The sequence below is a fragment of the Streptomyces triticisoli genome, from assembly GCF_003270085.1.
In the GTDB taxonomy this organism is placed as follows: domain Bacteria; phylum Actinomycetota; class Actinomycetes; order Streptomycetales; family Streptomycetaceae; genus Streptomyces; species Streptomyces triticisoli.
The window spans coordinates 19,151-41,398 of the sequence record NZ_QFDQ01000020.1 but is presented as its reverse complement, the minus strand read 5'-3'; the positions used below and the strand labels follow the sequence as shown (position 1 = coordinate 41,398).

Annotated in this window: 23 protein-coding genes; 17 read left to right on the top strand and 6 right to left on the bottom strand. The window is 72.0% G+C overall.

What is annotated here, in order from left to right:
* Positions 1–33: 33 nt before the first annotated feature.
* Entirely contained in the window at positions 34–1,389 is a 1,356-nt protein-coding gene (locus DEP02_RS04165) for a class I SAM-dependent RNA methyltransferase (RefSeq protein WP_112465954.1), read from the top strand.
* 323 nt (positions 1,390–1,712) lie between these two features.
* On the opposite strand, the gene DEP02_RS04160 is transcribed toward DEP02_RS04165, so the two are convergent.
* Positions 1,713–1,991, bottom strand: coding sequence for a hypothetical protein (locus DEP02_RS04160; RefSeq protein ID WP_112465953.1), 279 nt, complete (start codon positions 1,989–1,991; stop codon positions 1,713–1,715).
* A 170-nt stretch (positions 1,992–2,161) separates the two neighbouring features.
* On the opposite strand from DEP02_RS04160, the gene DEP02_RS33245 reads away from it, so the two are divergent.
* The 9 genes from DEP02_RS33245 (at position 2,162) to DEP02_RS04120 (ending at position 10,185) form a co-directional block, all read left to right on the top strand.
* Positions 2,162–2,374, top strand: a complete 213-nt coding sequence (locus tag DEP02_RS33245; RefSeq protein ID WP_232838954.1) for a hypothetical protein — start codon at positions 2,162–2,164, stop codon at positions 2,372–2,374.
* A 420-nt stretch (positions 2,375–2,794) separates the two neighbouring features.
* On the top strand, positions 2,795–3,712 hold the full coding sequence (locus DEP02_RS04155; RefSeq protein WP_112465952.1) for a ribokinase: 918 nt from the start codon (positions 2,795–2,797) through the stop codon (positions 3,710–3,712).
* Entirely contained in the window at positions 3,709–4,746 is a 1,038-nt protein-coding gene (locus DEP02_RS04150) for an ABC transporter permease (RefSeq protein WP_112465951.1), read from the top strand. The genes DEP02_RS04155 and DEP02_RS04150 overlap by 4 nt, the downstream gene beginning before the upstream one ends.
* A gap of 212 nt (positions 4,747–4,958) precedes the next feature.
* Entirely contained in the window at positions 4,959–5,990 is a 1,032-nt protein-coding gene (locus DEP02_RS04145; protein ID WP_112465950.1) for a sugar ABC transporter substrate-binding protein, read from the top strand.
* On the top strand, positions 5,990–7,558 hold the full coding sequence (locus tag DEP02_RS04140) for a sugar ABC transporter ATP-binding protein (protein WP_112465949.1): 1,569 nt from the start codon (positions 5,990–5,992) through the stop codon (positions 7,556–7,558). Before DEP02_RS04145 ends, DEP02_RS04140 begins: the two co-directional genes overlap by 1 nt.
* 56 nt (positions 7,559–7,614) lie before the next feature.
* Positions 7,615–8,070, top strand: a complete 456-nt coding sequence (gene rbsD / locus DEP02_RS04135; protein ID WP_030225626.1) for a D-ribose pyranase — start codon at positions 7,615–7,617, stop codon at positions 8,068–8,070.
* A 121-nt stretch (positions 8,071–8,191) separates the two neighbouring features.
* Positions 8,192–8,905, top strand: coding sequence for a deoxyribose-phosphate aldolase (gene deoC / locus DEP02_RS04130; RefSeq protein WP_112465948.1), 714 nt, complete (start codon positions 8,192–8,194; stop codon positions 8,903–8,905).
* Positions 8,906–9,012: 107 nt separating this feature from the next.
* A complete protein-coding gene (locus DEP02_RS04125) occupies positions 9,013–9,771 on the top strand; it encodes a GntR family transcriptional regulator (RefSeq protein ID WP_112465947.1) in 759 nt (252 codons plus the stop codon).
* Positions 9,772–9,942: 171 nt separating this feature from the next.
* Positions 9,943–10,185, top strand: coding sequence for a hypothetical protein (locus DEP02_RS04120; RefSeq protein WP_157977362.1), 243 nt, complete (start codon positions 9,943–9,945; stop codon positions 10,183–10,185).
* A gap of 68 nt (positions 10,186–10,253) precedes the next feature.
* Here DEP02_RS04120 and DEP02_RS04115 read toward each other — a convergent pair whose 3' ends face one another.
* Complete coding sequence (locus DEP02_RS04115; protein WP_112465945.1) at positions 10,254–10,469, bottom strand: hypothetical protein; 216 nt, start codon at positions 10,467–10,469, stop codon at positions 10,254–10,256.
* Between the two features lie 227 nt (positions 10,470–10,696).
* Positions 10,697–10,879 (bottom strand): hypothetical protein, encoded by a 183-nt coding sequence (locus DEP02_RS04110; RefSeq protein ID WP_112465944.1) that lies wholly within the window; start codon positions 10,877–10,879, stop codon positions 10,697–10,699.
* 328 nt (positions 10,880–11,207) lie between these two features.
* On the opposite strand from DEP02_RS04110, the gene xynA reads away from it, so the two are divergent.
* On the top strand, positions 11,208–11,918 hold the full coding sequence (gene xynA / locus DEP02_RS04105; protein WP_112465943.1) for an endo-1,4-beta-xylanase XynA: 711 nt from the start codon (positions 11,208–11,210) through the stop codon (positions 11,916–11,918).
* A 677-nt stretch (positions 11,919–12,595) separates the two neighbouring features.
* Entirely contained in the window at positions 12,596–13,315 is a 720-nt protein-coding gene (locus tag DEP02_RS04095) for a CDP-alcohol phosphatidyltransferase family protein (protein ID WP_112465942.1), read from the top strand.
* On the opposite strand, the gene DEP02_RS04090 is transcribed toward DEP02_RS04095, so the two are convergent.
* Positions 13,275–13,754: an FAD synthase family protein gene (locus tag DEP02_RS04090; protein ID WP_112465941.1), complete on the bottom strand. Its 480-nt coding sequence runs from the start codon at positions 13,752–13,754 to the stop codon at positions 13,275–13,277. The genes DEP02_RS04095 and DEP02_RS04090 overlap by 41 nt on opposite strands.
* Positions 13,755–13,967: 213 nt before the next feature.
* Here DEP02_RS04090 and DEP02_RS04085 point away from each other — a divergent pair, with 213 nt between their 5' ends.
* Genes DEP02_RS04085 through DEP02_RS04075 form a run of 3 tightly spaced genes read left to right on the top strand, consistent with a single transcriptional unit; the run spans position 13,968 to position 18,201 of the window.
* On the top strand, positions 13,968–15,203 hold the full coding sequence (locus tag DEP02_RS04085; protein WP_232838952.1) for a glycosyltransferase: 1,236 nt from the start codon (positions 13,968–13,970) through the stop codon (positions 15,201–15,203).
* The gene (locus DEP02_RS04080) at positions 15,200–16,900 is read left to right on the top strand and encodes a lipopolysaccharide biosynthesis protein (protein ID WP_112465939.1); all 1,701 of its coding nucleotides are present in this window, start codon (positions 15,200–15,202) and stop codon (positions 16,898–16,900) included. The genes DEP02_RS04085 and DEP02_RS04080 overlap by 4 nt, the downstream gene beginning before the upstream one ends.
* Positions 16,897–18,201 carry an MATE family efflux transporter gene (locus DEP02_RS04075; protein ID WP_332871919.1) on the top strand — a complete coding sequence of 435 codons (1,305 nt, stop codon included), beginning with the start codon at positions 16,897–16,899 and terminating at the stop codon, positions 18,199–18,201. The genes DEP02_RS04080 and DEP02_RS04075 overlap by 4 nt, the downstream gene beginning before the upstream one ends.
* Before the next feature lie 20 nt (positions 18,202–18,221).
* Here DEP02_RS04075 and DEP02_RS04070 read toward each other — a convergent pair whose 3' ends face one another.
* Positions 18,222–19,730 carry a hypothetical protein gene (locus tag DEP02_RS04070; RefSeq protein ID WP_232838951.1) on the bottom strand — a complete coding sequence of 503 codons (1,509 nt, stop codon included), beginning with the start codon at positions 19,728–19,730 and terminating at the stop codon, positions 18,222–18,224.
* A gap of 122 nt (positions 19,731–19,852) precedes the next feature.
* Here DEP02_RS04070 and DEP02_RS04065 point away from each other — a divergent pair, with 122 nt between their 5' ends.
* Together DEP02_RS04065 and DEP02_RS04060 are read left to right on the top strand one after the other, a co-directional pair.
* A complete protein-coding gene (locus DEP02_RS04065) occupies positions 19,853–20,392 on the top strand; it encodes a WcaF family extracellular polysaccharide biosynthesis acetyltransferase (protein WP_112465938.1) in 540 nt (179 codons plus the stop codon).
* Positions 20,389–21,516, top strand: a complete 1,128-nt coding sequence (locus DEP02_RS04060; protein ID WP_112465937.1) for a glycosyltransferase — start codon at positions 20,389–20,391, stop codon at positions 21,514–21,516. The genes DEP02_RS04065 and DEP02_RS04060 overlap by 4 nt, the downstream gene beginning before the upstream one ends.
* Here DEP02_RS04060 and DEP02_RS04055 read toward each other — a convergent pair.
* A complete protein-coding gene (locus DEP02_RS04055; RefSeq protein ID WP_198668275.1) occupies positions 21,495–22,208 on the bottom strand; it encodes a hypothetical protein in 714 nt (237 codons plus the stop codon). The genes DEP02_RS04060 and DEP02_RS04055 overlap by 22 nt on opposite strands.
* Between the last annotated feature and the right edge of the window lie 40 nt (positions 22,209–22,248).

Here is a 22,248-nt window from a genome sequence, read left to right as displayed (position 1 = left end):
CGTTCCCCTTTCTGGATCTGGAGTCACCCCACCATGCAGGCAGAACCGAAGAACTCGCAGGTGGGGCCGGAGAAGGGCGCGCTGGTGGGACAGGAGTACGAGGTCGAGATCGGCCCCGTCGCCCACGGCGGCCACTGCATCGCCCGCACCTCCGAGGGCCAGGTGCTGTTCGTACGGCACGCGCTGCCCGGTGAGCGGGTCGTGGCGCGGGTGACGGAGGGCGAGGAGGGCGCCCGTTTCCTGCGCGCGGACGCGGTACGGATCCTCGACGCCTCCAAGGACCGCGTCGAGGCCCCCTGCCCCTACGCCGGCCCCGGCCGCTGCGGCGGCTGCGACTGGCAGCACGCCAAGCCGGGCGCCCAGCGGCGGCTCAAGGGCGAGGTGATCGCCGAGCAGCTGAAGCGGCTCGCGGGCCTCACTCCCGAGGAGGCCGGCTGGGACGGCACGGTGATGCCGGCCGAGGGCGACAAGCTGCCCGCGGGCGAGGTCCCGCAGTGGCGCACACGCGTGCAGTACGCGGTCGACCCGGCCACGGGCAAGGCCGGCCTGCGCCGCCACCGCTCGCACGAGGTCGAGCCGATCGAGCACTGCATGATCGCGGCTCCCGGGGTGAGTGAACTGGGCATCGAGCGACGCGACTGGACCGGCATGGAGTCGGTCGAGGCGATAGCGGCGACGGGCTCGCAGGACCGCCAGGTGATCCTGACCCCGCGCCCCGGCGCCCGCCTCCCGCTGGTCGAGCTGGACCGTCCGGTCTCCGTCCTCCGGGTCGACGAGAAGACCGGCGGCGTCCACCGCGTCCACGGCCGCCCCTTCGTCCGCGAACGCGCCGACGGCCGCACCCACCGCGTCGGCGCCGGCGGCTTCTGGCAGGTCCACCCCATGGCGGCGGAGACCCTGGTCACGGCGGTCATGCAGGGCCTCCTTCCCCGCAAGGGCGACATGGCTCTGGACCTCTACTGCGGCGTCGGCCTCTTCGCCGGAGCCCTGGCCGACCGCGTCGGCGACAAGGGCGCGGTCCTCGGGGTCGAGTCCGGCAAGCGCGCGGTCGAGGACGCCCGGCACAACCTCGCCGGCTTCCCCCGCGTCCGCATCGAACAGGGCAAGGTCGAGTCCGTCCTCCCGCGCACCGGCATCACCGAGGTCGATCTGATCGTCCTCGACCCGCCCCGCGCGGGCGCGGGCCGCACGACGGTGGCCCACCTGTCGTCCCTGGGCGCCCGCCGGATCGCCTACGTCGCCTGCGACCCGGCGGCCCTCGCCCGCGACCTGGCGTACTTCCGCGAGGGCGGCTACCGGGTACGGACACTGCGGGCCTTCGACCTGTTCCCGATGACGCATCATGTGGAGTGCGTCGCGATCCTTGAGCCTACTGAGAAGGGTCGTTGACCTGCGGTTTTGTGGAAGCGGGGGATGAATTCGACGTCCTTCCCCGGTGGAAACAGTTCGAGGCGTGATGGCTTGGCCCCATGGACCCTGGTCTGGGCTTTTCCGGCGCGGTGGCTGATTGTTGCCTGGTCTGCAGATGGGGCGTCCTGGAAGTCCTGACGCTGAAATGACGCTCGTCCTGACGGGCTTTCAGGTGGGGTAGTACGCGGACACGGGCGGCTATCAGGGGCGGGACGGGCGCGGTGAAGCGGGTGGCCGAGACGCTGCGGCCGAGGTCGTCGCCCGTATCGCCGACCGGCTCGACTTCCCCGGCCCCACCCACTTCAGCAAGTTCTTCCACCGGCACACTGGCCAGTCCCGGATCTGGATTCCGGCGGCAACCGGGAGCCGATGCTGAACGCCGGGCTGATCAGGTCCGTAACCGGCCCGCCCTTGTCGATGCCGGCGGCGGACGGCTGACGCGGGATTTCACGTGCCGCCCATGCATCGAAGTCGACGAGGATGGCGAGGAACTGTTCGACCTCCCGTCGCAGCCGCGACGGATCCTCCTCCGCGAGGCAGATGTGAAATCGAGCATCCGCTTCGGTGTGGGCGGTGCTCATGCGCGTGATTCCCTCTTGGCTCTGCCGTGTGAGATCCACACGGGCCGATGGCGTGAGCGCCTGCCGCTGACAGTCGTTTCCTCTGTATCCGAAACCTGCTGGTCAAGGGCGTGAAAGAGAGGGTTGTGCGCCTGCCGCGCCGACGGTTGGGAATGCGTGCGCACGGAGACGTGACAGAAGCCGCATCGGTGTGCGGCGGAGGAGGCACCTTGGTGCCCCGGCCGGGCGGCGAGGCGGACAAGTTCGGCAATCGTTACGAGACGGCCTGGACCCAGGTCATCCTCCGCCTGGCCCGGCAACGCGTGAACGTCATCCACGCGATGATCCGCACCGGCGCCCTCTACGGACCGCGCGCCCACGGCGACGTCGGCCTCGCGGCCTGACGACTCCACCGCTGCTGCCCTCCAGGCCTCATCACGTCCGCGCACCGGCGCGGCCAGTCCAGCCCTGCCGGCCACCGGGCCGCCCACCACGCACCCGATCCGCCGGGAACGTCCCGCTTCGCGGGACGTTCCCGAAAACCAGGACCAATCCCTGTCGACCGACCCTGGCGGGGTTGACGAAACGGATAGGGGCACCCCCTCGGCAGGCACGCTCCTGCCGGCCGCTGTTCCACCCGCCGCAGTGAGAGGCCGGGTCGTCCGTCGGCCCGGCCTTTCGTGTGCCCGAGGGGGCGGGGAGGGGCCCCGGGAACCGGGTGCCCCATGTTCGACATTCGCTGTGTGCCCGACCATTGACTATGGACATCCCTATACCTACGATCTTGCTTGTTCATGGTTGTCCATACACAAAGTGGTGTGTCGATGAAGATCGCGGTTGTCGGAAGTTATGGAGCCGGCCTCACCATGCGGGTCCCCAAGGCGCCCGCAGCCGGTGAGACCGTCTCGGGTGGCCTCTTCGACTCGGGTGCCGGCGGGAAGGGCAGCAACCAGGCCGTCGGCGCTGCCCGGCTGGGCGCCGAGGTCACGCTCCTCACCGCTGTCGGCGACGACGAGTTCGGCCGCTCCGCGCGCGAGCTGTGGCGGCGCGAAGGGGTGAGCGCCGAACACGTGGTCACCGCCGGGGCGCCCACCATGGTCGGTTTCATCCTGGTCGAGCCGTCCGGGGAGAACCGCATCGCCATCGCCCCCGGCGCCCTGGACGAGCTGGACGCCGCCGCCGTCGACGCCTTCCGCGCCGAGATCGCCTCCGCCGACATCCTCGTCGTCTCCATGGAGATCCCCGAGGAAGCCGTCGTCGCCGCCCTCCGCGCCGGACGCGAGAGCGGCACCCGCACCCTGCTGAACCCGGCCCCCGCCCGGCCGCTGCCCGACGCGTGCTGGCCCCTCATCGACGTGCTCACGCCCAACCAGACGGAGGCCCCCGTCCTCCTCGGCCTCGACGAGGGACACGGGCTCGGCGACGAGGACCTGGCCCGCGCGCTGCACGAGCGCACCGGCGGCACCGTCGTCATCACCCGAGGCGGCGAGGGCGCGCTGGTCGCCCAGGACACCGGCATCACCACGGTGCCCCCGCACCCGGCCCGGACGGTCGTGGACACCACGGGCGCCGGGGACTCCTTCACCGCCGCCTTCGCCGTCGCCCTGGCCGAGGGCCGGCCCGTCGACCGGGCCGTGGAGTTCGCCGCCGTCGCGGGCTCGCACACCGTGTCGATCGCGGGCGTCATCCCCGCCCTGCCCACCAGAGCCCAGCTGAACGCCCTGATTGGAAGCGCCTCGTGACCTCGACCACCACCAAGCCGCCCGCCACCGCGGCCCCGTCGTCCGACACGAACCCCCGGCAGTTCCCGCTCGCTCTGCGCAGACTGCTGCACGCGCGGGAGGCCGGCGTCTTCGCCGCGCTCGTCCTGCTCTTCCTCCTGGGCACCGTGCTCTCGCCGACCTTCGCCCAGTCCGACAACCTCCTCTCGGTGGGCCAGCAGATCGCGCAGATCGGCATCATGGCCGTCGGGGTGACCTTCGTCATCCTCAACGGGGAGATCGACCTCTCGGTCGGCTCCACCTACGCCCTCTCCGCGATCTCCACCGGCATGCTCATATCGGACGGCTGGAGCTGGCCCGCGGCCATGTTCGTCGGCCTCGCGGTCGGCGTCCTCGCCGGACTCTTCAACGGCCTGGCCGTGGTGGTCCTCGGCGTCCCCTCCTTCATCGTCACCCTCGGCACGCTCAGCGTCTTCCGCGGCATCGCCCTGCTCATCTCCGACGGCGCCCCGATCTCGCTGAGCTCCTCCCAGCCCGGCGTCGCCGAGTTCAACCTGCTCGGCCAGGGACGGCTGTTCGGCCTCGTGCCCATGCAGTTCGTCTTCTTCACCGCCGTCGCCGCCCTCGGCGTCGTTCTGCTGGCCCGCTCCCGCTTCGGCTTCAACACCTACGCGGTCGGCGGCAACCAGGAGGCCGCCCGGCTCGTCGGCGTCAACGTCAAGCGGGTCAAGCTGACCGCCTTCGTCCTCTCCGGCTTCACCGCGGGCCTCGCCGGCGTCCTCGGCCTGTCCTTCCTCTCCTACGTGCAGGGCGTGACCGGACAGGGCCTGGAACTCACCGTCATCTCGGCCGTCATCATCGGCGGCGCCGCCCTCTTCGGCGGCTCCGGAACGATGTGGGGCACCGTCATCGGCGTCGCCTTCATCGGCCTCCTCCAGAACATCCTCAACATCAAGGGCATCTCGTCCTTCTGGCAGACCGTCGTCACCGGCCTCGTCATCGTCGCCGCCGTCGCGGCCGACACCTGGCAGCGCAAGCGCAAGACCCGCGCCTGACCCACGCCGCCCGGCACCTCCCACACGCTCCGCACCCCGCCGTACGCCTCGCGGAACGCCGTACCCCCGGCCCTCGCACCCGCGTACACCCCGCGGAAGTCCGCACACCGGCACCGCCGGCGGTTCGGACCACCCCGCCACCGCCGCCCCACCGACCCTTTCTCTCTCCCCCCGCCCGCCTGCCGACCCACGGACTCGACGAAGGAGCCCCCATGTCCCCGCGCACCCTCCTCAGGAGCCTCGCCGCCGCCACCGCCGCCGCGGCGGCCCTCTCCCTCACCGCCTGTGGCGCCGTCACTTCCGCCGACGGCGGCTCCGGCGGCTCCGGCGACGGCTCCTTCAAGCTCGCCTCGTACATCCAGCAGCGGATCGACGACGACAAGCCGATGCGCATCAAGCTCAGCTACCACGACCCGTCCCTCGCCTTCGCCACGCCGATCGGCGCCGGTATGAAGAAGGCCGGCAAGGAGCTGGGCGCCGACGTCTCCCTCATCGGCCCCACCGGCGGTGACGCCGCCAAGCAGGTCTCCGAGATCCAGACGCTCATCCAGCAGAAGGCGGTGGACGGCCTCGCCGTCTCCTCCGCCTCCAGCGACGCCCTCAAGCCCGTCATCAGCCAGGCGTACAAGGCGGGCATCCCGATCATCTCCTTCAACACCGACAACCCCGACTCCGAGCAGATGGGCTTCGTCGGCCAGGACCTCAAGGGCTCCGGCAAGGCCCAGGCCGAACAGCTCCGCAAGGACCTCAAGGGCGACGTCAACGGCAAGTCCGTCGTGGTCTTCTCCGTCGACACCGGCGCCGGCTGGTCGCACGACCGCTTCAACGGCTTCAAGGAGGGCCTGGACGGCAGCGGACTGAAGATCGTCGGCCCGGTCAACGTCGGCAACGAGCCCAACAGCGCCTACAACACCGTCGAGTCCACCATGTCCGGCCAGTCCGACGTGGTCGCCGTCGCCGGCCTCGACTGCTGCTCCACCACGGCCGCCGCCAAGTGGGTGGCCCAGTCCGGCAAGGCCGACGACATCACCATGGGCGGCTTCGACCTGCTCACCCAGACCGCCGAGTACATCGAGCGCGGCGTCCTGAACTTCAGCATCAGCCAGAACCCGACCGAGCAGGGCTACCAGGCCGTCAAGGTGCTGCACGACTTCCTCGCCAACGGCACCGAGATCAAGGGCGTGGACACCGGCGCCCAGTTCGTCACCCGCGACAACCTCGCCGACGCGGCCGTGGAGGACTGATGACCCCCGCATCCCACGACGCCTCCCCCGGGGGCCCGGACCGCACCGCGGACCCGGGCACCGGCGGGCCGGCCGTCCAGATCCGCGGCCTCACCCGCAACTTCGGGCCGGTCCGCGCCCTGCACGACGTCTCCTTCGACGTGCCCGCCGGCGACATCACGGCTCTCCTCGGGGAGAACGGCGCCGGCAAGTCGACCCTGCTCAAGATCCTGGCCGGTCTCCAGCCGCCCAGCGAGGGCAGCGTCACCGTGTTCGGCGAGGAGGTCACCTCCTTCGAACCGGCCACCATGCTCAGCCGGCACGGCGTGGCAATCGTCCCTCAGGAACTGTCGCTGCTGCCCGACCGCACCGTCGCCGAGAACGTGCTCAGCGGCGTCGAACCGGGCAACCGCTGGTTCCCCTCCCGGCGCCGCATGCTGGAGCGCACCACCGAACTCCTCGCCGAACTCGACCTCCACCTGGACCCGAACGCCTCCGTCCGCACCCTGGACCTGGCCACCCAGCAGCTCATCGTGGTGGCCCGTTCCATCGCCCGGGGCTGCCGCGTCCTGATCCTGGACGAACCCACGGCGATGCTCACCCCCGCCGAGGCCGACCGCCTGTTCGCCCTCATGGACAAGCTCAAGGCCGCCGGGACGACCATGCTCTACGTCTCCCACCGCATGCCGGAGGTCTTCCGCCTGGCCGACCACATCCAGGTCCTGCGCGACGGCGACCACGTCGCCTCCTGGCGCAGCGAGGACACGACCCCCAACCAGGCCGTCGCCGCCATGGTCGGCCGCGAACTGGGCCAGTTCACCCGCCGCGCCGTCGCCGCCGCCACGCCCACCGCGGAACCGGCTCTCAAGGTCCGCGGGCTGAGCGGCAAGCGCCACCAGGACGTCTCCTTCGACCTGCGCCCCGGAGAGATCCTCGGCGTCGCCGGACTCCCCGACTCCGGCCGGGTCGAACTGCTCCACAACCTCTTCGGCGGGGACTCCGGCACCGGCGGCACCGTGGAACTGCTCGGCGAGCCCTACGAACGGCGCAACCCGATCGCCAGCGTCGAACGCCGTCTGGCGTTCGTCCCCGGCGAGCGCCGCGCCCAGGGCCTGCTGACCACGATGAGCGTCGGCGAGAACGTCGGCGCCCTCACCACGAAGGCGTTCAGCCGGCTCGGCCTGATCCGCCGCCGCGCCTTCGACGCGGCCGCCACCGAACAGGCCCAGCGGCTGCGGGTCAAGACCGCCACCATGACCCAGCCCATCACCAGCCTGTCCGGCGGCAACCAGCAGAAGGCCGTCCTCGGCCGCTGGCTCGCCATCAACCCGGGCGTGCTCATCCTCGACGAGCCCACCCGCGGCGTGGACATCGGCGCCAAGGCCGAGATCTACGCCCAGCTCACCGCGCTCGCCGACAAGGGCCTGGCGATCCTCTGCTCCTCCTCCGACCTGCCCGAACTGCTCACCCTGACCGACCGCATCGCGGTGATGAGCGAAGGCCGCCTGGTGGCCGTCGTCGACTCCGCCGACGCCACCGAGGAATCCGTGATGACCCTCGCCACCGGAGCGGCGCCGGCCGCGGCCTGACCCGCCCGCCCCGCAGACCCGCCGGTCCCCGAGGCCCCACCCGAAAGGAACCCACCATGAAGCGCTCCGGCATCCTCAACGCCGAACTCAGCGGAGTCCTCGCCACCCTCGGCCACACCGACCTGCTCCTCGTCGTCGACGCGGGCTTCCCCGTGCCGCGCGACGCGCATCGTATCGACCTGGCCCTCGCCGAGAACCTGCCCGACCTGCGTACCGTCCTCGGCCTGATCGCCGACGAACTGGTCGTCGAGGGCGTGGTCCGCGCCGAGGACGTCCCGAGCCACAACCCCCGCCTCGACTCCTGGCTGCACGAGCGCTTCGCCGGCGCCGAGTTCACCACCCGCCCGCACGCCGAGGTCCTCGGCGACCTCGCCCGCGAGGCCAAGGCCGTGGTGCGCACCGGAGCCTTCGAGCCCTGGGGCAACATCGGCCTCTACTGCGGCGTCGACGCGCCCCGTTGGTTCGGCGGCGAGGGCGTCGTCGTCCCGGAGCAGTACGCCTCCAAGGTCTGAGCCGCGCCGGCCCGCACGCGGGCGCCGACGGCACCGTCAACTCGCGGCGGCAGCCCATGGAGAAGACCCGGCGGCCGATCCGCCGGGCTCCTGCCGCCACCCACCCAAGGGAGATCACCCCGTGTCCGAAACCATCGTCAATCCAGCCGAACTCGACCTCACCCCGGCCGAGTTGGCACCCTTCATCCAGCACACCAAGATCGATCCGGATGCGACGCGCGACGAGATGATCGCCCACGCCCAGGAGGCCGTCACCCACGGCTTCAACGCGGCGATGGTCCCCGCCTCCTGGCTGCCGGTCGTCGTCGCCGAGCTGAAGGGCACCGGCGTCGAGGTGGCCTCCGCCCTGGACTTCCCGAGCGTCGGCGTCATGACCAGTGCCGGGAAGGTCGCCGAGGCCGCCGAGATCGCCCGCCTCGGCGCCAACCAGCTCGACATGGGCGTGCAGGTCGGCTGGCTCAAGAGCGGCCGCTACGACGACTTCCGTAAGGACATCGCGGGCGTCGTGCGCGCCTCCGGCCTGCCCGTCAAGGTCATGCTGGAACTGCCGCTGCTGACCGACGCCGAGAAGGAGGCCGCGGTCGAACTCGCCATGGAGGCGGGCGCGTCCTTCCTGAAGAACGCCAGCAGCGGCCAGATCGAGACTGCGAATCCCACCAGCGTTCGTTACCTTGTTGACCGGGCGCGGGAAGGGGTACGGGTGAAGGCGTCCGGCTCGATCAAGAGCTACAGCCAGGGCCTGGAGCTCCTGCGGGCGGGCGCCTCCCTGCTCGGGACCAGCGCCGGCCTGGCGATCATCACCGACACCGGTGACGCGTCCACCGTCAGCTACTGACCGGACACCACCGCCGTCCCCCGGCCGCCCGCCGCGGCCGGGGTACGGCTTCCACGCCGGAGCGACACACGTCCCCCGGTGAGAGCGGAGAAGGAGATGCGACCACTGTGACGGCCGACAAAGGCGGACTCCCAGGCATCAAGCGGGACGTCCCCACGGCGATCCACGTCCAGATCTCGGAGCACATCCGGTTGCGGATCGCCAGCGGCGAGTGGCCGCCGCACTACCGTCTCAAGAGCGAGCCGGAGCTGGCCCAGGAGTTCGGGGTCAGCCGCGGCACGCTGCGCAGGGCGCTGACCACGCTGATCGAGGAGGGCCTGCTGCGCCAGGTCCGGGGCCGGGGCACGTTCGTGACCTCGACGACGATCGAGCCCGCCATCGCGCAGAAGCTGAGCACCCTGTCCGAGGACTTCGCCGACCAGGGCGTGGTGACCACGACCACGGTGCGCGAGTGTGCGCTGATCGCGCCGCCCAAGCCGGTCGCGGCCCTGCTGGACGTGGCCCCGGGCACCCGTGTCCTGCGTCTGGTGCGGGTGCGGCGCACCGAGCAGGGGCCGGTCGCCCTGCTGTTCAACTTCGTGCGTACCGACCTCGCGCCCGGTATTGAGGAGGTCGACTTCACCTCGGTCAGTCTCTTCGGCGTCCTGGAGGGCACGTACGGGCTGAAGATTGCCACGGCCCGCCGTACCTTCGGCGCCGAGGCGGCCGGTGCCGACGTCGCCGCCTCCCTCGACCTCGCTGAGGGCGCCCCGGTCCAGTACCTCCAGCAGGTCACCTACCTCGCCGACGACCGGCCCGTCGAGTACTCCGACGTCTGGATCCACAGCGGCCGCCTCCGCGTGACGTCCCTCCTGCTGCGCCGCTGAGCACGGCGGAGGCCGCCAGGCCGGCCGGGCACACCAGGCCCCGTCCACCCCGTTGTCCCGGGGAGGGCGGGGCCGTCTCGTCGGCCGGGACCGCCGTCCCGCTCCCCGCGCACCCGGGGGACTTGTCTGGGCCGGGCGGGAGGAAGTGTCCGCATGCCGAGAGGTGTGGTGATGCGTGGCAACGCCGAGTGCGACGAAACGCCCACCGAGGAGCAGGAGCAGGAACGGTACGACGGTGAGGACGTCGACGAGTACGCCGAGGCCGAGCCGTACGACGCCGAGGACGACGGTGCGCCCCGCCCGACCAGGAGCGGGAGGACCCGGACGTCTTCCTGGATGTCACCGTCCTCGAGGCCGAGCAGATCGACCTCGACGGCATCATCCCCGGCATCAACCAGGCCACCGCAGAAGTGACCATCGCGGAGACCGGCGGCGGTGCGGCGAAGGCTGGTGGGATGCCGCCCGGACGCGGTGAAACGAGGTCAAATCTGCGGCAGGGGGAAGGGGGTGTATCCGATGGCGCGGCCGGTGGTGTCGGAGAGCCGGCCCATGCGTGTGCGGGAGTGGAGGAAGGTGGTGCGGTCGCCGACCTTCAGATGCGGGAAGCGTTCCGCGAGCCGTGCTTCGAAGGGGCCGACGGCGTGCAGGCCGCGGAGCCAGACCATCACGAGCAGGTTGTCGGAGCCGCTGACGGACACGGCGAGGCGGACCTACTCCCTCCGGGCCGGCGCGTTGGCCGTGCCGCGAGACGGGTGCGGGGGGCCACCGTGCGGTGGAACACACGTCGAGAGCCCCGCGAGGGGGGTGGGCCAGGTCGCAGCGGAAGGTGATGACACTGTCCCGGGCCATCCGCCGAAGCCGGCGACGGGTGGTGTGCTCGCTCATCCCGGTCGCTGTCCCGCGGTCGAGGGAGCCGAGGCGTCCGTCAGGGCGAGGCTGACGGATCGAGGGTCCGCGCGCGGCACCGCACCTCGGCGTAGGCGACGGTCGCGGATTTCGCCGCGTCGTACGCGGTGCCCCAGGCCAGGCCGTTCGCGCGCAGTCGTTCCCAGTGGGGCTGCCGCAGTCGCGTCCACGCCCGTTCGAAAGTTTCGAACGTCGCGCACATGCTTGCGTTACGTCCCTTCCTCATCTCATTCCAACCCTCACAACGGTTCGCGTGAGAGGTGGCTTGACCAGCGAAGGCGTACTCGCCAAGACCTCTTCTGGTCAAAGGAACATTTCCGAAAGGCTGTCGAAAACATTGACAGGGCCATGGCGTTTTGCGAAAACTGTGGCCACCGAACGACAGGAGACCGTCGTTCCCCTCGCGTCATGTGACCGGGGATGGCGGTCGGTCGTTGCGGCACGACGACGGGCGACCCCCGCCGTGTTCCATGCAAGGCCGCGGGCAGCGGAAGCCGCCCGCCCCCCACCAGCCTTCATCGGGAGGACGCATGCAGCAGGACCAGAACCAGCAGAACCCCGCTCCCTTCAACGGCTTGAGCCGACGAGGTTTCCTCGGCGGCGCCGGCACCGTCGCGCTCGCCACCGCGTCCGGACTGCTGCTGCCCGGCACCGCCCACGCCGCCACCACCATCACCACCAACCAGACCGGCTACGACGGCATGTACTACTCGTTCTGGACCGACGGCGGCGGCTCCGTCTCCATGACGCTCAACGGCGGCGGCAGTTACAGCACCCGGTGGACCAACTGCGGCAACTTCGTCGCCGGCAAGGGCTGGAACACCGGCGGGCGCAGGACGGTCCGCTACACCGGCTACTTCAACCCGTCGGGCAACGGCTACGGCTGCCTCTACGGCTGGACGTCGAACCCGCTGGTGGAGTACTACATCGTCGACAACTGGGGCAGCTACCGGCCCACCGGCGAGTACCGGGGCACCGTCTACAGCGACGGCGGTACGTACGACATCTACAAGACGACGCGGTACAACGCCCCCTCCGTCGAGGGCACCCGCACCTTCGACCAGTACTGGAGCGTACGACAGTCGAAGGTGACCAGCGGCTCCGGCACCATCACCACCGGCAACCACTTCGACGCCTGGGCGCGCGCGGGCATGAACATGGGCCAGTTCAGGTACTACATGATCATGGCCACCGAGGGTTACCAGAGCAGCGGAAGCTCGAACATCACGGTCAGCGGCTGACCTCTGTCCGGCGAACAACCGGCTGCGGGCTCCGTCCTCGTGGCGGGTCCCGCAGCCGTGGCGAACTCGCCACCGCGGTGGGGGCACCCCCGGCCGAAGGCTGGGGGAGGGCCGGCCGGTTCGACAACCAGCACCTCCACACAGCGATCGGCGACATCCCACCCCACGAGCACGAGACCAACCACTACGCTCAACACCGGCCCACGACCGGCAGTTGGAATCAACGCATGGAGCCCCCACCGATCCCGGACCGGTTCAGGTCCCTGCCCGGATGGTTCGGCAACACGCTCCAGTCCGGGTACCTCATCGGCACCGGTGGCCGGTCCCGGATGCAGATCCAGATCGCCTCGTCTTCCGGACCAGGGGCCACGCCGCTACCCCCGCCAACGGCACCACACGCGTCACCTTCTCCGCGCGCTTCCAGCCCCGCAGCGACCCGGCGCGGGTCCCCGTGGGCGAGCTCAACGACATCCTCGGCCGCGGTTCCTCCCCGGAGCACGGGTCCACGGCCGGTCACCTCGTCCGGGCCGTGCGCCGCCGGATCCTGCCCCGCACCCGTCGCCGCGACGGCACCCGTCGTCTCCGATCGGTTTTCCAATCTTCCGTCATCGCGCCGTCACCTGTGATGATGTAGATCAGGGGAGCGACCGGTGAGGTCACGAGGTCCGGGGGGATCGATGAGCAGTACGACGTCGGCGCTGACACGGCTGAAGTCCGCACAGAAGAGCGCGAAGGGCGTATCGCTGTATTCGCGGTTCGTGAACCGGCCCGCGGGCCGGTACCTTGCCGCCGGGGCGTACCGACTCGGACTGACACCCAATCACGTCACCATGATCAGTGCGGTGTTCAGCTTCGCGGCGGTCGTGGTGGCGGCGCTCGCCACGCCCACCTGGGCGGCGGGCCTCGTGGTGTGGCTCGGGCTCGCGGTCGGTTTCGCCTTCGACTCCGCCGACGGGCAGCTCGCCCGGCTGCGCGGCGGCGGCAGCGCGGTGGGCGAATGGCTCGACCACGTGGTCGACTGCGCCAAGATCACCGCGCTGCACGCCGCCGTGCTGATCTCCTTCTACCACCACCCCGGTCACTTCGGGACCGCGGCCGACGGCTGGCTGCTGGTGCCGCTCGGCTTCCAGCTCGCCGCCGTCGTCACGTTCTTCGGCGGACTGCTCACCGAGCAGCTCAAGCCGAAGGCGGCCCCGGGCGACCGTGCCGCGCCCTCCACGGCACGCGCGGTGGCCCTGCTCCCGGTCGACCACGGGGTGTTCTGCCTGGTCTTCCTGCTGCTCGGCGGCGGCGGTGCCTTCCGGTGGGCCTACACCGCCCTCGCCGTCGCCGCCGCGCTCTTCCTCGTCGCCTTCCTCACCAAGTGGTTCCGGGAGCTGTCCGCAGTTCGTCGGTGAACCGCGCCCCGCCGAGGGCGTCGATGGCACGTCGCAGCTGGGTGCTCGACGTGTGCATGGTGTACGGGAAGTAGACGACGTCCACGCCCACGGCGGCGAAGTCCCGCTCCAGCCGCTCTCCCTTCGGCGTGCCCCGCCAGTCGTCGCCCTTGAACAGCACGTCGAAGCGGACCTGCTTCCAGGTCTCCAGCTTGTCCGGCACGGTCTCGACGAACGCGGCGTCCACGTACTGGATGCTGCGGACGATCTCCAGCCGCTCGACCAGCGGGATCATCGGCCGTCTTCCCTTGGCCTGTTCGGCCATCTCGTCCGAGACCACGCCTGCCACCAGGTAGTCGCACCGGGTGCGTGCGTGGCGCAGGATGTTCAAGTGCCCGATGTGGAAAAGATCGTAGGCGCCCGGTGCGTAGCCCACGCGGTACGGCTTGCTCGACGGCACGGATATCCCCCTCGTTCGATGACGACCCCCTGGGCGCGTCCCCTGTGCGAAGACACGCGAACTTTGACGATAGCGTTCATGTCCGGTGCAGGAAGGGTGAACAATCAGGGTGCGTCCCGGTTCACTTCCGAGCAGCGCGCGGGACCGGGGGTCCGTGAGGCACGGACGCACAGGGGAAGCCGCCGAGGCGGCCGGGGGGAAAGGTTTCGTCGCGTGACACAGGCCCACAGACGCCGGCTGCTCCTGGTGTCCACCAACTACGCGCCCGAGCACACCGGTATCGGCCCGTACGCCACCGGAATCGCCGAGCACTGGGCGGGCCGCGGGCACGACACCCATGTCCTGGCCGGGCTCCCGCACTACCCGTCCTGGCGCCTCGACTCCGCCTACCGCGGGGTGTGGCGGGCCACCGAGCAGCGGACCGGGGTCACCGTGCACCGCCGCCGGCACACCGTCCCACCGCGTCAGAGTGCCCTGCGCAGGGCCCTGTTCGAGGGTTCGATCCTCGCCCACGGGCTCGTCGCACCGCCCCGCACCGGCCGCGTCGACGCCGTGCTCGCCCAACTGCCCAGCCTCGCAGGGGGAGTGCTCGGCGCCCGTATCGCCGCCCGGCACCACGCCCCGTACGTGCCGGTCGTGCAGGACCTCATGGGCGCCGCGGCCGCGCAGTCCGGCATCCAGGGCGGAGGCCGCGCCGCCGAACTGGCCGAGCGCGCGGAGTCGTGGGTGCTGCGGCGTGCCACCCTCGTCGGCGTCATTCACGAGACGTTCGCCGAGCGGGTGCGGGCCATGGGCGTGGACCCCGGACGCATCCGCCTGGTTCCCAACTGGTCCCACATACAGGCCCCTTCGGCATCCCGTGCCCGCACCCGTGAGCGCCTGGGCTGGCGACCGGGGCAGACCGTGGTCCTGCACTCCGGCAACATGGGCCTCAAGCAGGGGCTGGAGGTGCTGGTGGAGGCGGCCCGCCGCGACCCGGCCACCCGGATCGTGCTGATGGGCGACGGCAACCAGCGCGAACACCTCGTCCGCCGCGCCGAGGGACTGCCCAACCTGGAGTTCCTGCCCCCGGCGGCCGACGCCGACTTCCCCGACGTGCTGGCCGCGGCCGACGTCCTCGCCGTGACCCAGCGCGCCTCCGTGCTCGACATGAGCGTCCCCTCCAAACTCACCTCCTATTTCGCGGCCGGCCGCCCGGTGGTCGCCTCCGTGGCCGCCGAAGGAGGAACGGCCCGCGAGGTGGTGCGCTCCGGTGCCGGAATGCTCGTGGAACCGGAGAATCCCGATCAGTTCCTGTCAGCAGTGCGTAGACTCGCCGAAGATCCGGCGATGGCGGACGAGTTGGGCGCGGCGGGGCCGCGCCATGTGGCCGCCCACCTGTCACGGGAGGCGGGCCTCGCGCGGATCGACGCGCTGATCGACGAGGCTTTGGGGGGTCTTGGCAGGTGAGCGACTCACATGTTCCCGTCCGGGGGGAGGACGAGCCGGAGCAGTTGCGCGAGCAGTTCCGCCAACTGCTCCGCTACCGCTGGCTGATCGGCGGCGGCGTCGGCGTCGGACTGCTGGCCGGTGCCTGGCTCGGCATCACCGGCGCCGACAGCTACGCCGCCACCACCGACATCGTGCTGCGCGCCCCCTCCAGCGACCCCTTCGCGCCGACCCTCTCCAGCGACAAGGCGATCAACATGGGGTCCGAACGGCAGACGGCGCTCAGCCGCAAGGTCGCCGAAGGCGCCGCGAAGCGGCTCGGGATGAGTGCGGACGAGGCCGACCGGCTCCAGCGCGGGCTCCAGGTCACCAACCCGCCGCAGACCCTCGTGCTGCACTTCACGTACACCGCCTCCGATCCGAAGGAGGCGGCGCGCCGCGCCAACGCCCTCACGCAGGCCTACATCGACCTGCGCAAGGAGCAGTGGGAGTCCGTCCGGGGGGCGATGCTCAAGAGCCTGCAGAACCAGCTCGATCCCGTCGCCAAGCAGAACGACGAACTCTCCGAGCGGCTGAAGAAACTGCCCGACGGCTCCGCCGCGGACTCCGCCTACGCGGTGCAGGCGAACCTGCTCAACCGCATCACCGACCTCCGCTCCAAGATCACCAGTTTGAAGGCGCTCGACATGACGCCCGGCAACGTGATCCGCAACGCCACCGTTCCCACCTCGTCCGACGGGCCGGGCCTGCCGCTCTCGCTCGGGCTGGGCGGCCTCGTCGGCGTCGGCCTCGGCCTGCTCGGCGCCTGGGTGCGCCTGGTCTTCGACCCCGCGCCGCGCTCGGCCGGCGACGTGGTCCGTGCGGTGCGCGGTCCCGTCCTCGGCGCGCTGCCACGCGGCTCGACGGGTGCCCTGGTGGTCGGCCGCACCGACTCCCGGACGGCCGAGGAGTACCGCTCGATCGCCTTCCGGCTCGCCTACGACGAGAGGTTCGCCGACCGACGGCGCCTGCTCGTCGTCGCCGCGCGCGGATCCATGGAGCCGAGCGTGGCCGTCGCGGTCAACCTCGCCGCCTCCTTCGCGGAGACCGGCAAGAACGTGCTGCTCGTGGAGGCCGACCTGCGCACCCCGTCCCTGACCGAACGGTTCGAGGTGTCCGCCGCCTCCCGGCCCCACTGGAGCCGCACCGGTCAGTACGCCGACGGCGAGTGGCCCGGTCCCGGCCGGCTCGTGGTCGACGCGGGCGAGTCCGGGGCCTTCGGCCTCGTCCCCGGCGAGCGGGTGCGCAACGTCCCCCGCGCGCTGACCTCCGCGCGGACCACCCGGCTGATCGCCGAGGCCGACGACCCCGACGCCACCGTCGTGGTCGTCGCCCCGCCCGTCCTCGCCTACGCCGACGCCCTCGCGCTCGTCGACCGTGTCGACGGGGTGCTCATCGTCTGCGACCCGCGCACCGTGCACCGTGCCGACCTCGTCCGCATCCGTGAGCTGATCGTCGGTGCGGGCGGCACCGTGCTCGGCGCGGTGACGCACACCGAGTCGCGCCGGGGAGAACGGGGAGGAACGGCCGCCCCCCGCCGCGGGAACCGGCGCCGCGGCACGGGGAGTGCGGCGTCCCGCCCCGCTCCGGCCGGTACCCGTTCCGAGCCCGAGCGGGACCCGGACGACGACGGCAGCACCACGATCGCTCTGCGCACCGTCCGCTCGGGGGACCGGTGACCGCCCCGGGAGAGCATCCGCCGGCGTCCGGGCCGTCGCGCGTACCGCGGCGTTCGGCGGCCGCGTTCGCCTCCGTGCTCGACCAGGCGGCGTCCAGCCTCACCAACATCGCCGTGCTGGTGATCGCCGCCCGCGTCTCCACCGTGCACGGGTTCGCCGCCTTCTCGATGGTCTACCTGGCCTTCACGGTGCTGCTCGGCCTCAACACGGCGTACGTGGGCCAGGCGGTCGTCCTCACCCGGGGCGACACCGCGGCCACCGGGGCCGCGTGCCGGTCCGCGGTCTCCTTCACCGCGCTGGCCGCCACCGCCGTCGGCGCCCTGCTCGCCACCGCCGGCGCGGTCACCACCGCCGTCACCGGCGGCTGGGCCGGACCGGGCGGAGCCTTCCTCGCCCTGGGGCTCGTCCTGCCGCTGGTACTGGTGCAGGACGGGCTGCGGTACGCGTTCTCCACCCTGCGCCGCCCCGGCCTGGCGCTGGCCGCCGACAGCCTGCGCCTGGTGTGCGTGGTGCCCGCGCTGCTGCTCCAGCCCCGGCACACCGCGCCGGGACTGCTCGTGGCCGTCTGGGGACTGTCGGCCGTGCCGGCGCTGCTGCTCGGCCTGCGCCTGCTGTGGCCTTATGTGCGGAGTGCCCGGACCGACCTGTCGCCCTATGTGCGCCGGGGCCACCTCGGACAGCGCTTCGTGGTGGAGTTCGCCGTGGGCAACGCCTCCAGCCAGCTCGCCGTGCTGGGCCTCGGGCTGTTCGCCGCCCCGCTGGCGGTCGGAGCGCTGCGCGGGGCGACCACGCTCTTCGGCCCGCTCAACGTCCTGTTCAACTCGGTCAACGCGTTCGGGCCGCCGCTGCTGGGCCGTCTCGGAGGCCGCAGGGCAACTGCCCGCGCCGCCGCCGGGGTCGGTCTCGTGCTCTGTGCCGTCGGCCTCGCCTGGGGGCTGGTGCTCCACGCCCTGCCCGACGGTGTGGGACGCCAACTCCTCGGCGCCACCTGGCAGTCGGCCTCCGTGCTGCTGCCCGCCTCGGGCGCCCAGTACGCGGTGATGGGCCTGGGCACCTGTGCCCTGGTGACCCTGCGGGTGCTCAGCCCGCGCGCCACCCTGCCGGTGCAGGTGGTGTTCTCGCTGCTCTCGGTCGTCCTCATGCTCGGCGGATACCTGCTGAGCGGGTCGGCGCTGGGCGCGGCCTGGGGACTGGCCGCGGGTTCCGCGCTGAAGGCGGTGGCGGCCTGGACACGCGTCGTCCGCCTGCGGGCCGAGGAGCGGCCCACGGCCGCTTCCGTCCCGGCGGTCCCCACGGGCTGAGCGCGGGCACCAGGACCTGTTCAGCGCAGCCCGGCCGCCCGGTCCTGCCGGAACGTGGTGATCAGCGCGATGCAGCACGCCGCGATCGCCACACGCCCCGACGCCTGCAGCAGGGGCCCCCGCAGCAGGATGAAGGAGTACCCGGCGACCAGGGGCACGGTCAGCGCGATCAGGCTGCCCGGCGGGGCCCGGCGCACCGCCCGGCGCGCATAGCGGCGGTCGACGCGCGCCGCCGCGTACCCCAGGGCCACGAACCCCGCCGCCATGCCGACCGGGCCGAAGTCGATCCACAGCTCGGCCCACACCGGCGACGAGAGATTGGTGTTGACCGCCCCCATCCACTGGCCGACCACCACCCCGGTGTCCATCGGCTTGCCCGGCCACACCGACCGGGGTACCGCGAACAGCACCGAGCCCGCCAGCTGGCGGCCGTAGGTGTGGCCGCGCCCCGACTGCACATAGGTGAGGGTGTTGGCGAACATGCCGACCTGGTCGTAGTCCTTGAGGGCCAGCGGCTCCAGGGGGGAAGTGGTCTGGATCGGGCGGTAGTGGGCGTCGTCGTAGCGGAACCTGTCGGCGAAGGGGAAGACGATCAGCGCCACCACCACGCCCAGGCTCAGCGCGATCCGGTACAGCGCGGCGCTCACCGGGAAGACGGTGAACAGCAGCGAGAACAGGACGGTGAGGAACCAGAAGCGCGGATTGGAGACCGGGTTGTTGACCACCGCGTTCAGCGCGGCCAGCGCCAGCCACACGGCGATGACCACCACGGAGCGGCGGGCCCGCCGCGAGGTCACCAGCCACCGCGTGTACACCAGCCAGGCGATGAGGGCGGGCACCGTGCCGAAGCCGCGCACGATGGCCTGGCCCGCCTGCGAGTCCGCCTGGGAGAGCCCCGCCTCCGCGACGCTGCTGATGATCTCCTGGCGGCTGGTGAAGAAGACCGCGGGACCGCCCAGCTCGACCACGAGGAGCGCCGAGCCGGCGAAGGCGACAACGGTCAGCAGGTACAGGCGGCGGCGGTGCACCAGCGCCGGGCGCAGCCGGTCGTCCCGCTCCCGGTCCGGCCGCTGACGGGCCAGCAGCGAGCCGATGTCGAAGGCGACGCAGCCGATCAGGACGAGCGAGACGGCTTCGGTCAGATCGGCGCGCGTCCCCACCACCGGGGTCGGTGTGCGTCCGAGCACGGTCTGGGCGAGCGGCGCCACCCCCATCGCCATGTAGACGAACAGCCAGAACGAACCGGCGAGCAGCTTGCGGCGGCTGGTGAGGATCATCACCGACAGCCGGACGCCCGCGTACATCGTCAGCGCCAGCTGCGTCCACAACGCCGAGTCGCGCAGGCCCGCGCCCGGCTGGACCAGCACCAGCAGCGGCAGGAACACCGAGAAGCCGAGTACGAGCGGGACCGACAGCGCACGCGAGAGCAGGGTGCGCGGTGAGAAGGGCGGCAGCGCCGTGGGCTCCCGCGGACCCGGCTCCGGCGTCCCCGACGCCGTCGTCGCGCTCCGGCCGGTCTGCTGCGTCATGGCGCCCCCGCCCCCGAAAAAGATCCCCGCCGCAGTCTACGACGCAGCGCCCGCGGTGAACGCCGGCCACTAGAGTGTGGCGAAGTGGCGCCAGGGGAGGCGTCGTTGGGGGGGATGGATCGATGCGTGATCTGCCGGCCTTCACACTGGCCGGATACGACAAGGGGCGCGGCGTACTCGTCCAGGCGCTCTGGTTCGCGGTGATGAACACGGTCTTCATGGCGTGGTTCACCCCGGCCCGCGTCAGGACGGCCCTGCTGCGCGCCTTCGGCGCCCGGATCGGCACGGGGGTGCTCGTCCGCCACCGGGTACGGGTGCTGTGGCCCTGGAAGCTGACGGTCGGCGACCACACCTGGATCGGCGAGGGGGCGTGGATCCTCAACCTGGAGCCGGTCACCCTCGGCGCCCACGTGTGCGTGTCGCAGGAGGCCCTGCTGTGCACCGGCGGCCACGACCACCGCGCCGCCGACTTCCGGTACCGCAACGCGCCGATCACCGTGGACGACGGCGCGTGGATCGCCGCCCGCGCCACCGTCCTGGCCGGAGTGAAGGTCGGCCGCTGCGCCGTCGTGGGCGCCGGGGCGGTCCTCCACAAGGACCTGCCCGAACTGACCCTGCACACCGCCGACAACCGGCGCCGACCCGTCGAGGAGCCGGCGTGAGAGTGCTGCACGCGGTCACCCTGCACAGCACCACCCACGCCTTCGGCGGCCCGGTCCGGGTCGCCCTCAACCTCTGCCAGGGCCTGCGGACACGCGGACACGACGCCCGCCTCACCGCCCTGGCCGACGGCTTCGAGCGGCCGCTGCCCGAGGAGGTGGATGGCGTGCCCGCCCGGCTCCACCGGGCGCGCAGGGTCCTGCCGCTGGGGTTCAGCGGCCTGACCTCCCCCTCGCTCCTCGCCGGCGCCCACCGCCTCGTGCGGGGGGCCGACGTGGTCCATGTGCATCTCGCGCGCGACCTGGTGACGCTGCCGGTGGCGTTGGCCGCACTGCGCGCCGGACGGCCCCTGGTCCTGCAGACGCACGGCATGGTCGACCCGAGCGAGCGGCTGTCGGCCCGGCTCCTCGACGCGGTCGCGGTGCGCCGGGTGCTGCGCGGCGCCGCTGCCGTGCTGTATCTCACCACGCGCGAACTGCGGGATCTGCACGCCGTGGTGGGCGGAGCGGGCCTCGACCGCGCCGTCCGCCTGGTCAACGGCGTTCCCGCGCAGCCCGAGGGCCCCGCCCCCCAGGGACCGCCGCGCATCCTGTACGCGGCCCGGCTGCAGGCCCGCAAGCGTCCCGTCGACCTGGTGGACGCCGCGCCCGCGATCCTGGCCCGGCATCCGGAGGCGACCTTCGTCGTGGCCGGGCCGGACGAGGGTGAACTCGCCGCCGTACGGCGGCGGATCGACGAGCTGGAGCTCGCGGGGAAGGTGAGCTGCCCGGGGCCGCTCACCGGGACGCGCATGGCCGAGGAACTGCGCCGGGCGCACGTCTATGTGCTGCCGTCGGTGGACGAGCCGTTCCCGATGTCGGTCCTGGAGGCGATGGCCGTGGGCACCCCGGTCGTGGTGACCGGCTCCAACGGCCTGGCCCGCGAGGTGGACCGGTCCGGAGCCGGGCGCGTGGTGACCGGCCCGGACGGCATCGCCCCGGCGGTGCTCGACCTGCTCCAGCCGTCCGTGCGCCGGTCCGCGTCGGCGGCGGCCCGGGTGCTCACCGCCGGGACGTTCTCCATGGACGCGGTCCTGGGCACGCTGCTCGACGTGTACGGGCGGGCCTACGCGGGAAGCCAGGCGTAGCAGCCCGACGAGACGAACGTACGGGTCCCGGCCGGGACCTTCGCGGTCACCTTCTTCGAGCCGCCCGGGCCGGGCCCGGACGCCAGCACCTTGCCGCCCGCGCCCAGCGCCTGCCAGGTGCAGCCCTCGGCGGTGGTCAGTGCCCGGTAGGCGCCCGGCCGGGGTGCCTCGCGCGTGCCGTCGGCGAAACCGGTCGCGGCGGTGCTCAGCAGGGGCTTCAGCTTCGGGCACAGCCGGGGGATCGCGTCGTCGGCGGACGGCACGTCCCCGGCGATGAGCGCGCCGACCGCGGCATCCCTGTCGCGGGCGGCGGTGCGCTCGATGCGCTGGCAGGCCTCCTGGCCGACCTGGAGCACGGCGGCCGGATCCATGTTCTCGGGCACCCGGCCGTGCAGGTACTTCTTCTCCTCGGCGGTGAAGGAACCGGTCGCCGGGGTGAGCTTCGCGTCGGGCAGGACCGGGCCCTTGGAGGGTGCCGGCGACGGGCCCTCGGGGACGGGGCTCGCCTGGTCGTCGGGTACGGCGGCGGCCTGGTCGTCGGAGATGCTCCGCGTGGGCTTCGGCCGCGCCTCCGTGCCGCCTTGCGAGCTGCAGCCGGCGAGCGCGAGGAGCGCGGCGAGAGCGACGGCGCCGGTGGCGCCGTACCGAAGAGGCCGAAGAGGCCGAAGAGGCCGGAGAGTACGAGTGTGCATGGTGGCTCCTGCGGCCCCGTGGGCCTGGGTACGGAGGCGG

Coding starts and splice junctions, on each gene's coding strand:
- DEP02_RS04165 (WP_112465954.1), top strand. CDS start 34: ATGCAGGCAGAACCGAAGAACTCGCAGGTGGGGCCGGAGAAGGGCGCG.
- DEP02_RS04160 (WP_112465953.1), bottom strand. CDS start 1,991: ATGAGCACCGCCCACACCGAAGCGGATGCTCGATTTCACATCTGCCTC.
- DEP02_RS04155 (WP_112465952.1), top strand. CDS start 2,795: ATGAAGATCGCGGTTGTCGGAAGTTATGGAGCCGGCCTCACCATGCGG.
- DEP02_RS04145 (WP_112465950.1), top strand. CDS start 4,959: ATGTCCCCGCGCACCCTCCTCAGGAGCCTCGCCGCCGCCACCGCCGCC.
- DEP02_RS04140 (WP_112465949.1), top strand. CDS start 5,990: ATGACCCCCGCATCCCACGACGCCTCCCCCGGGGGCCCGGACCGCACC.
- rbsD (WP_030225626.1), top strand. CDS start 7,615: ATGAAGCGCTCCGGCATCCTCAACGCCGAACTCAGCGGAGTCCTCGCC.
- DEP02_RS04120 (WP_157977362.1), top strand. CDS start 9,943: ATGCGTGGCAACGCCGAGTGCGACGAAACGCCCACCGAGGAGCAGGAG.
- DEP02_RS04110 (WP_112465944.1), bottom strand. CDS start 10,879: ATGTGCGCGACGTTCGAAACTTTCGAACGGGCGTGGACGCGACTGCGG.
- xynA (WP_112465943.1), top strand. CDS start 11,208: ATGCAGCAGGACCAGAACCAGCAGAACCCCGCTCCCTTCAACGGCTTG.
- DEP02_RS04095 (WP_112465942.1), top strand. CDS start 12,596: ATGAGCAGTACGACGTCGGCGCTGACACGGCTGAAGTCCGCACAGAAG.
- DEP02_RS04070 (WP_232838951.1), bottom strand. CDS start 19,730: ATGACGCAGCAGACCGGCCGGAGCGCGACGACGGCGTCGGGGACGCCG.
- DEP02_RS04065 (WP_112465938.1), top strand. CDS start 19,853: ATGCGTGATCTGCCGGCCTTCACACTGGCCGGATACGACAAGGGGCGC.
- DEP02_RS04055 (WP_198668275.1), bottom strand. CDS start 22,208: ATGCACACTCGTACTCTCCGGCCTCTTCGGCCTCTTCGGCCTCTTCGG.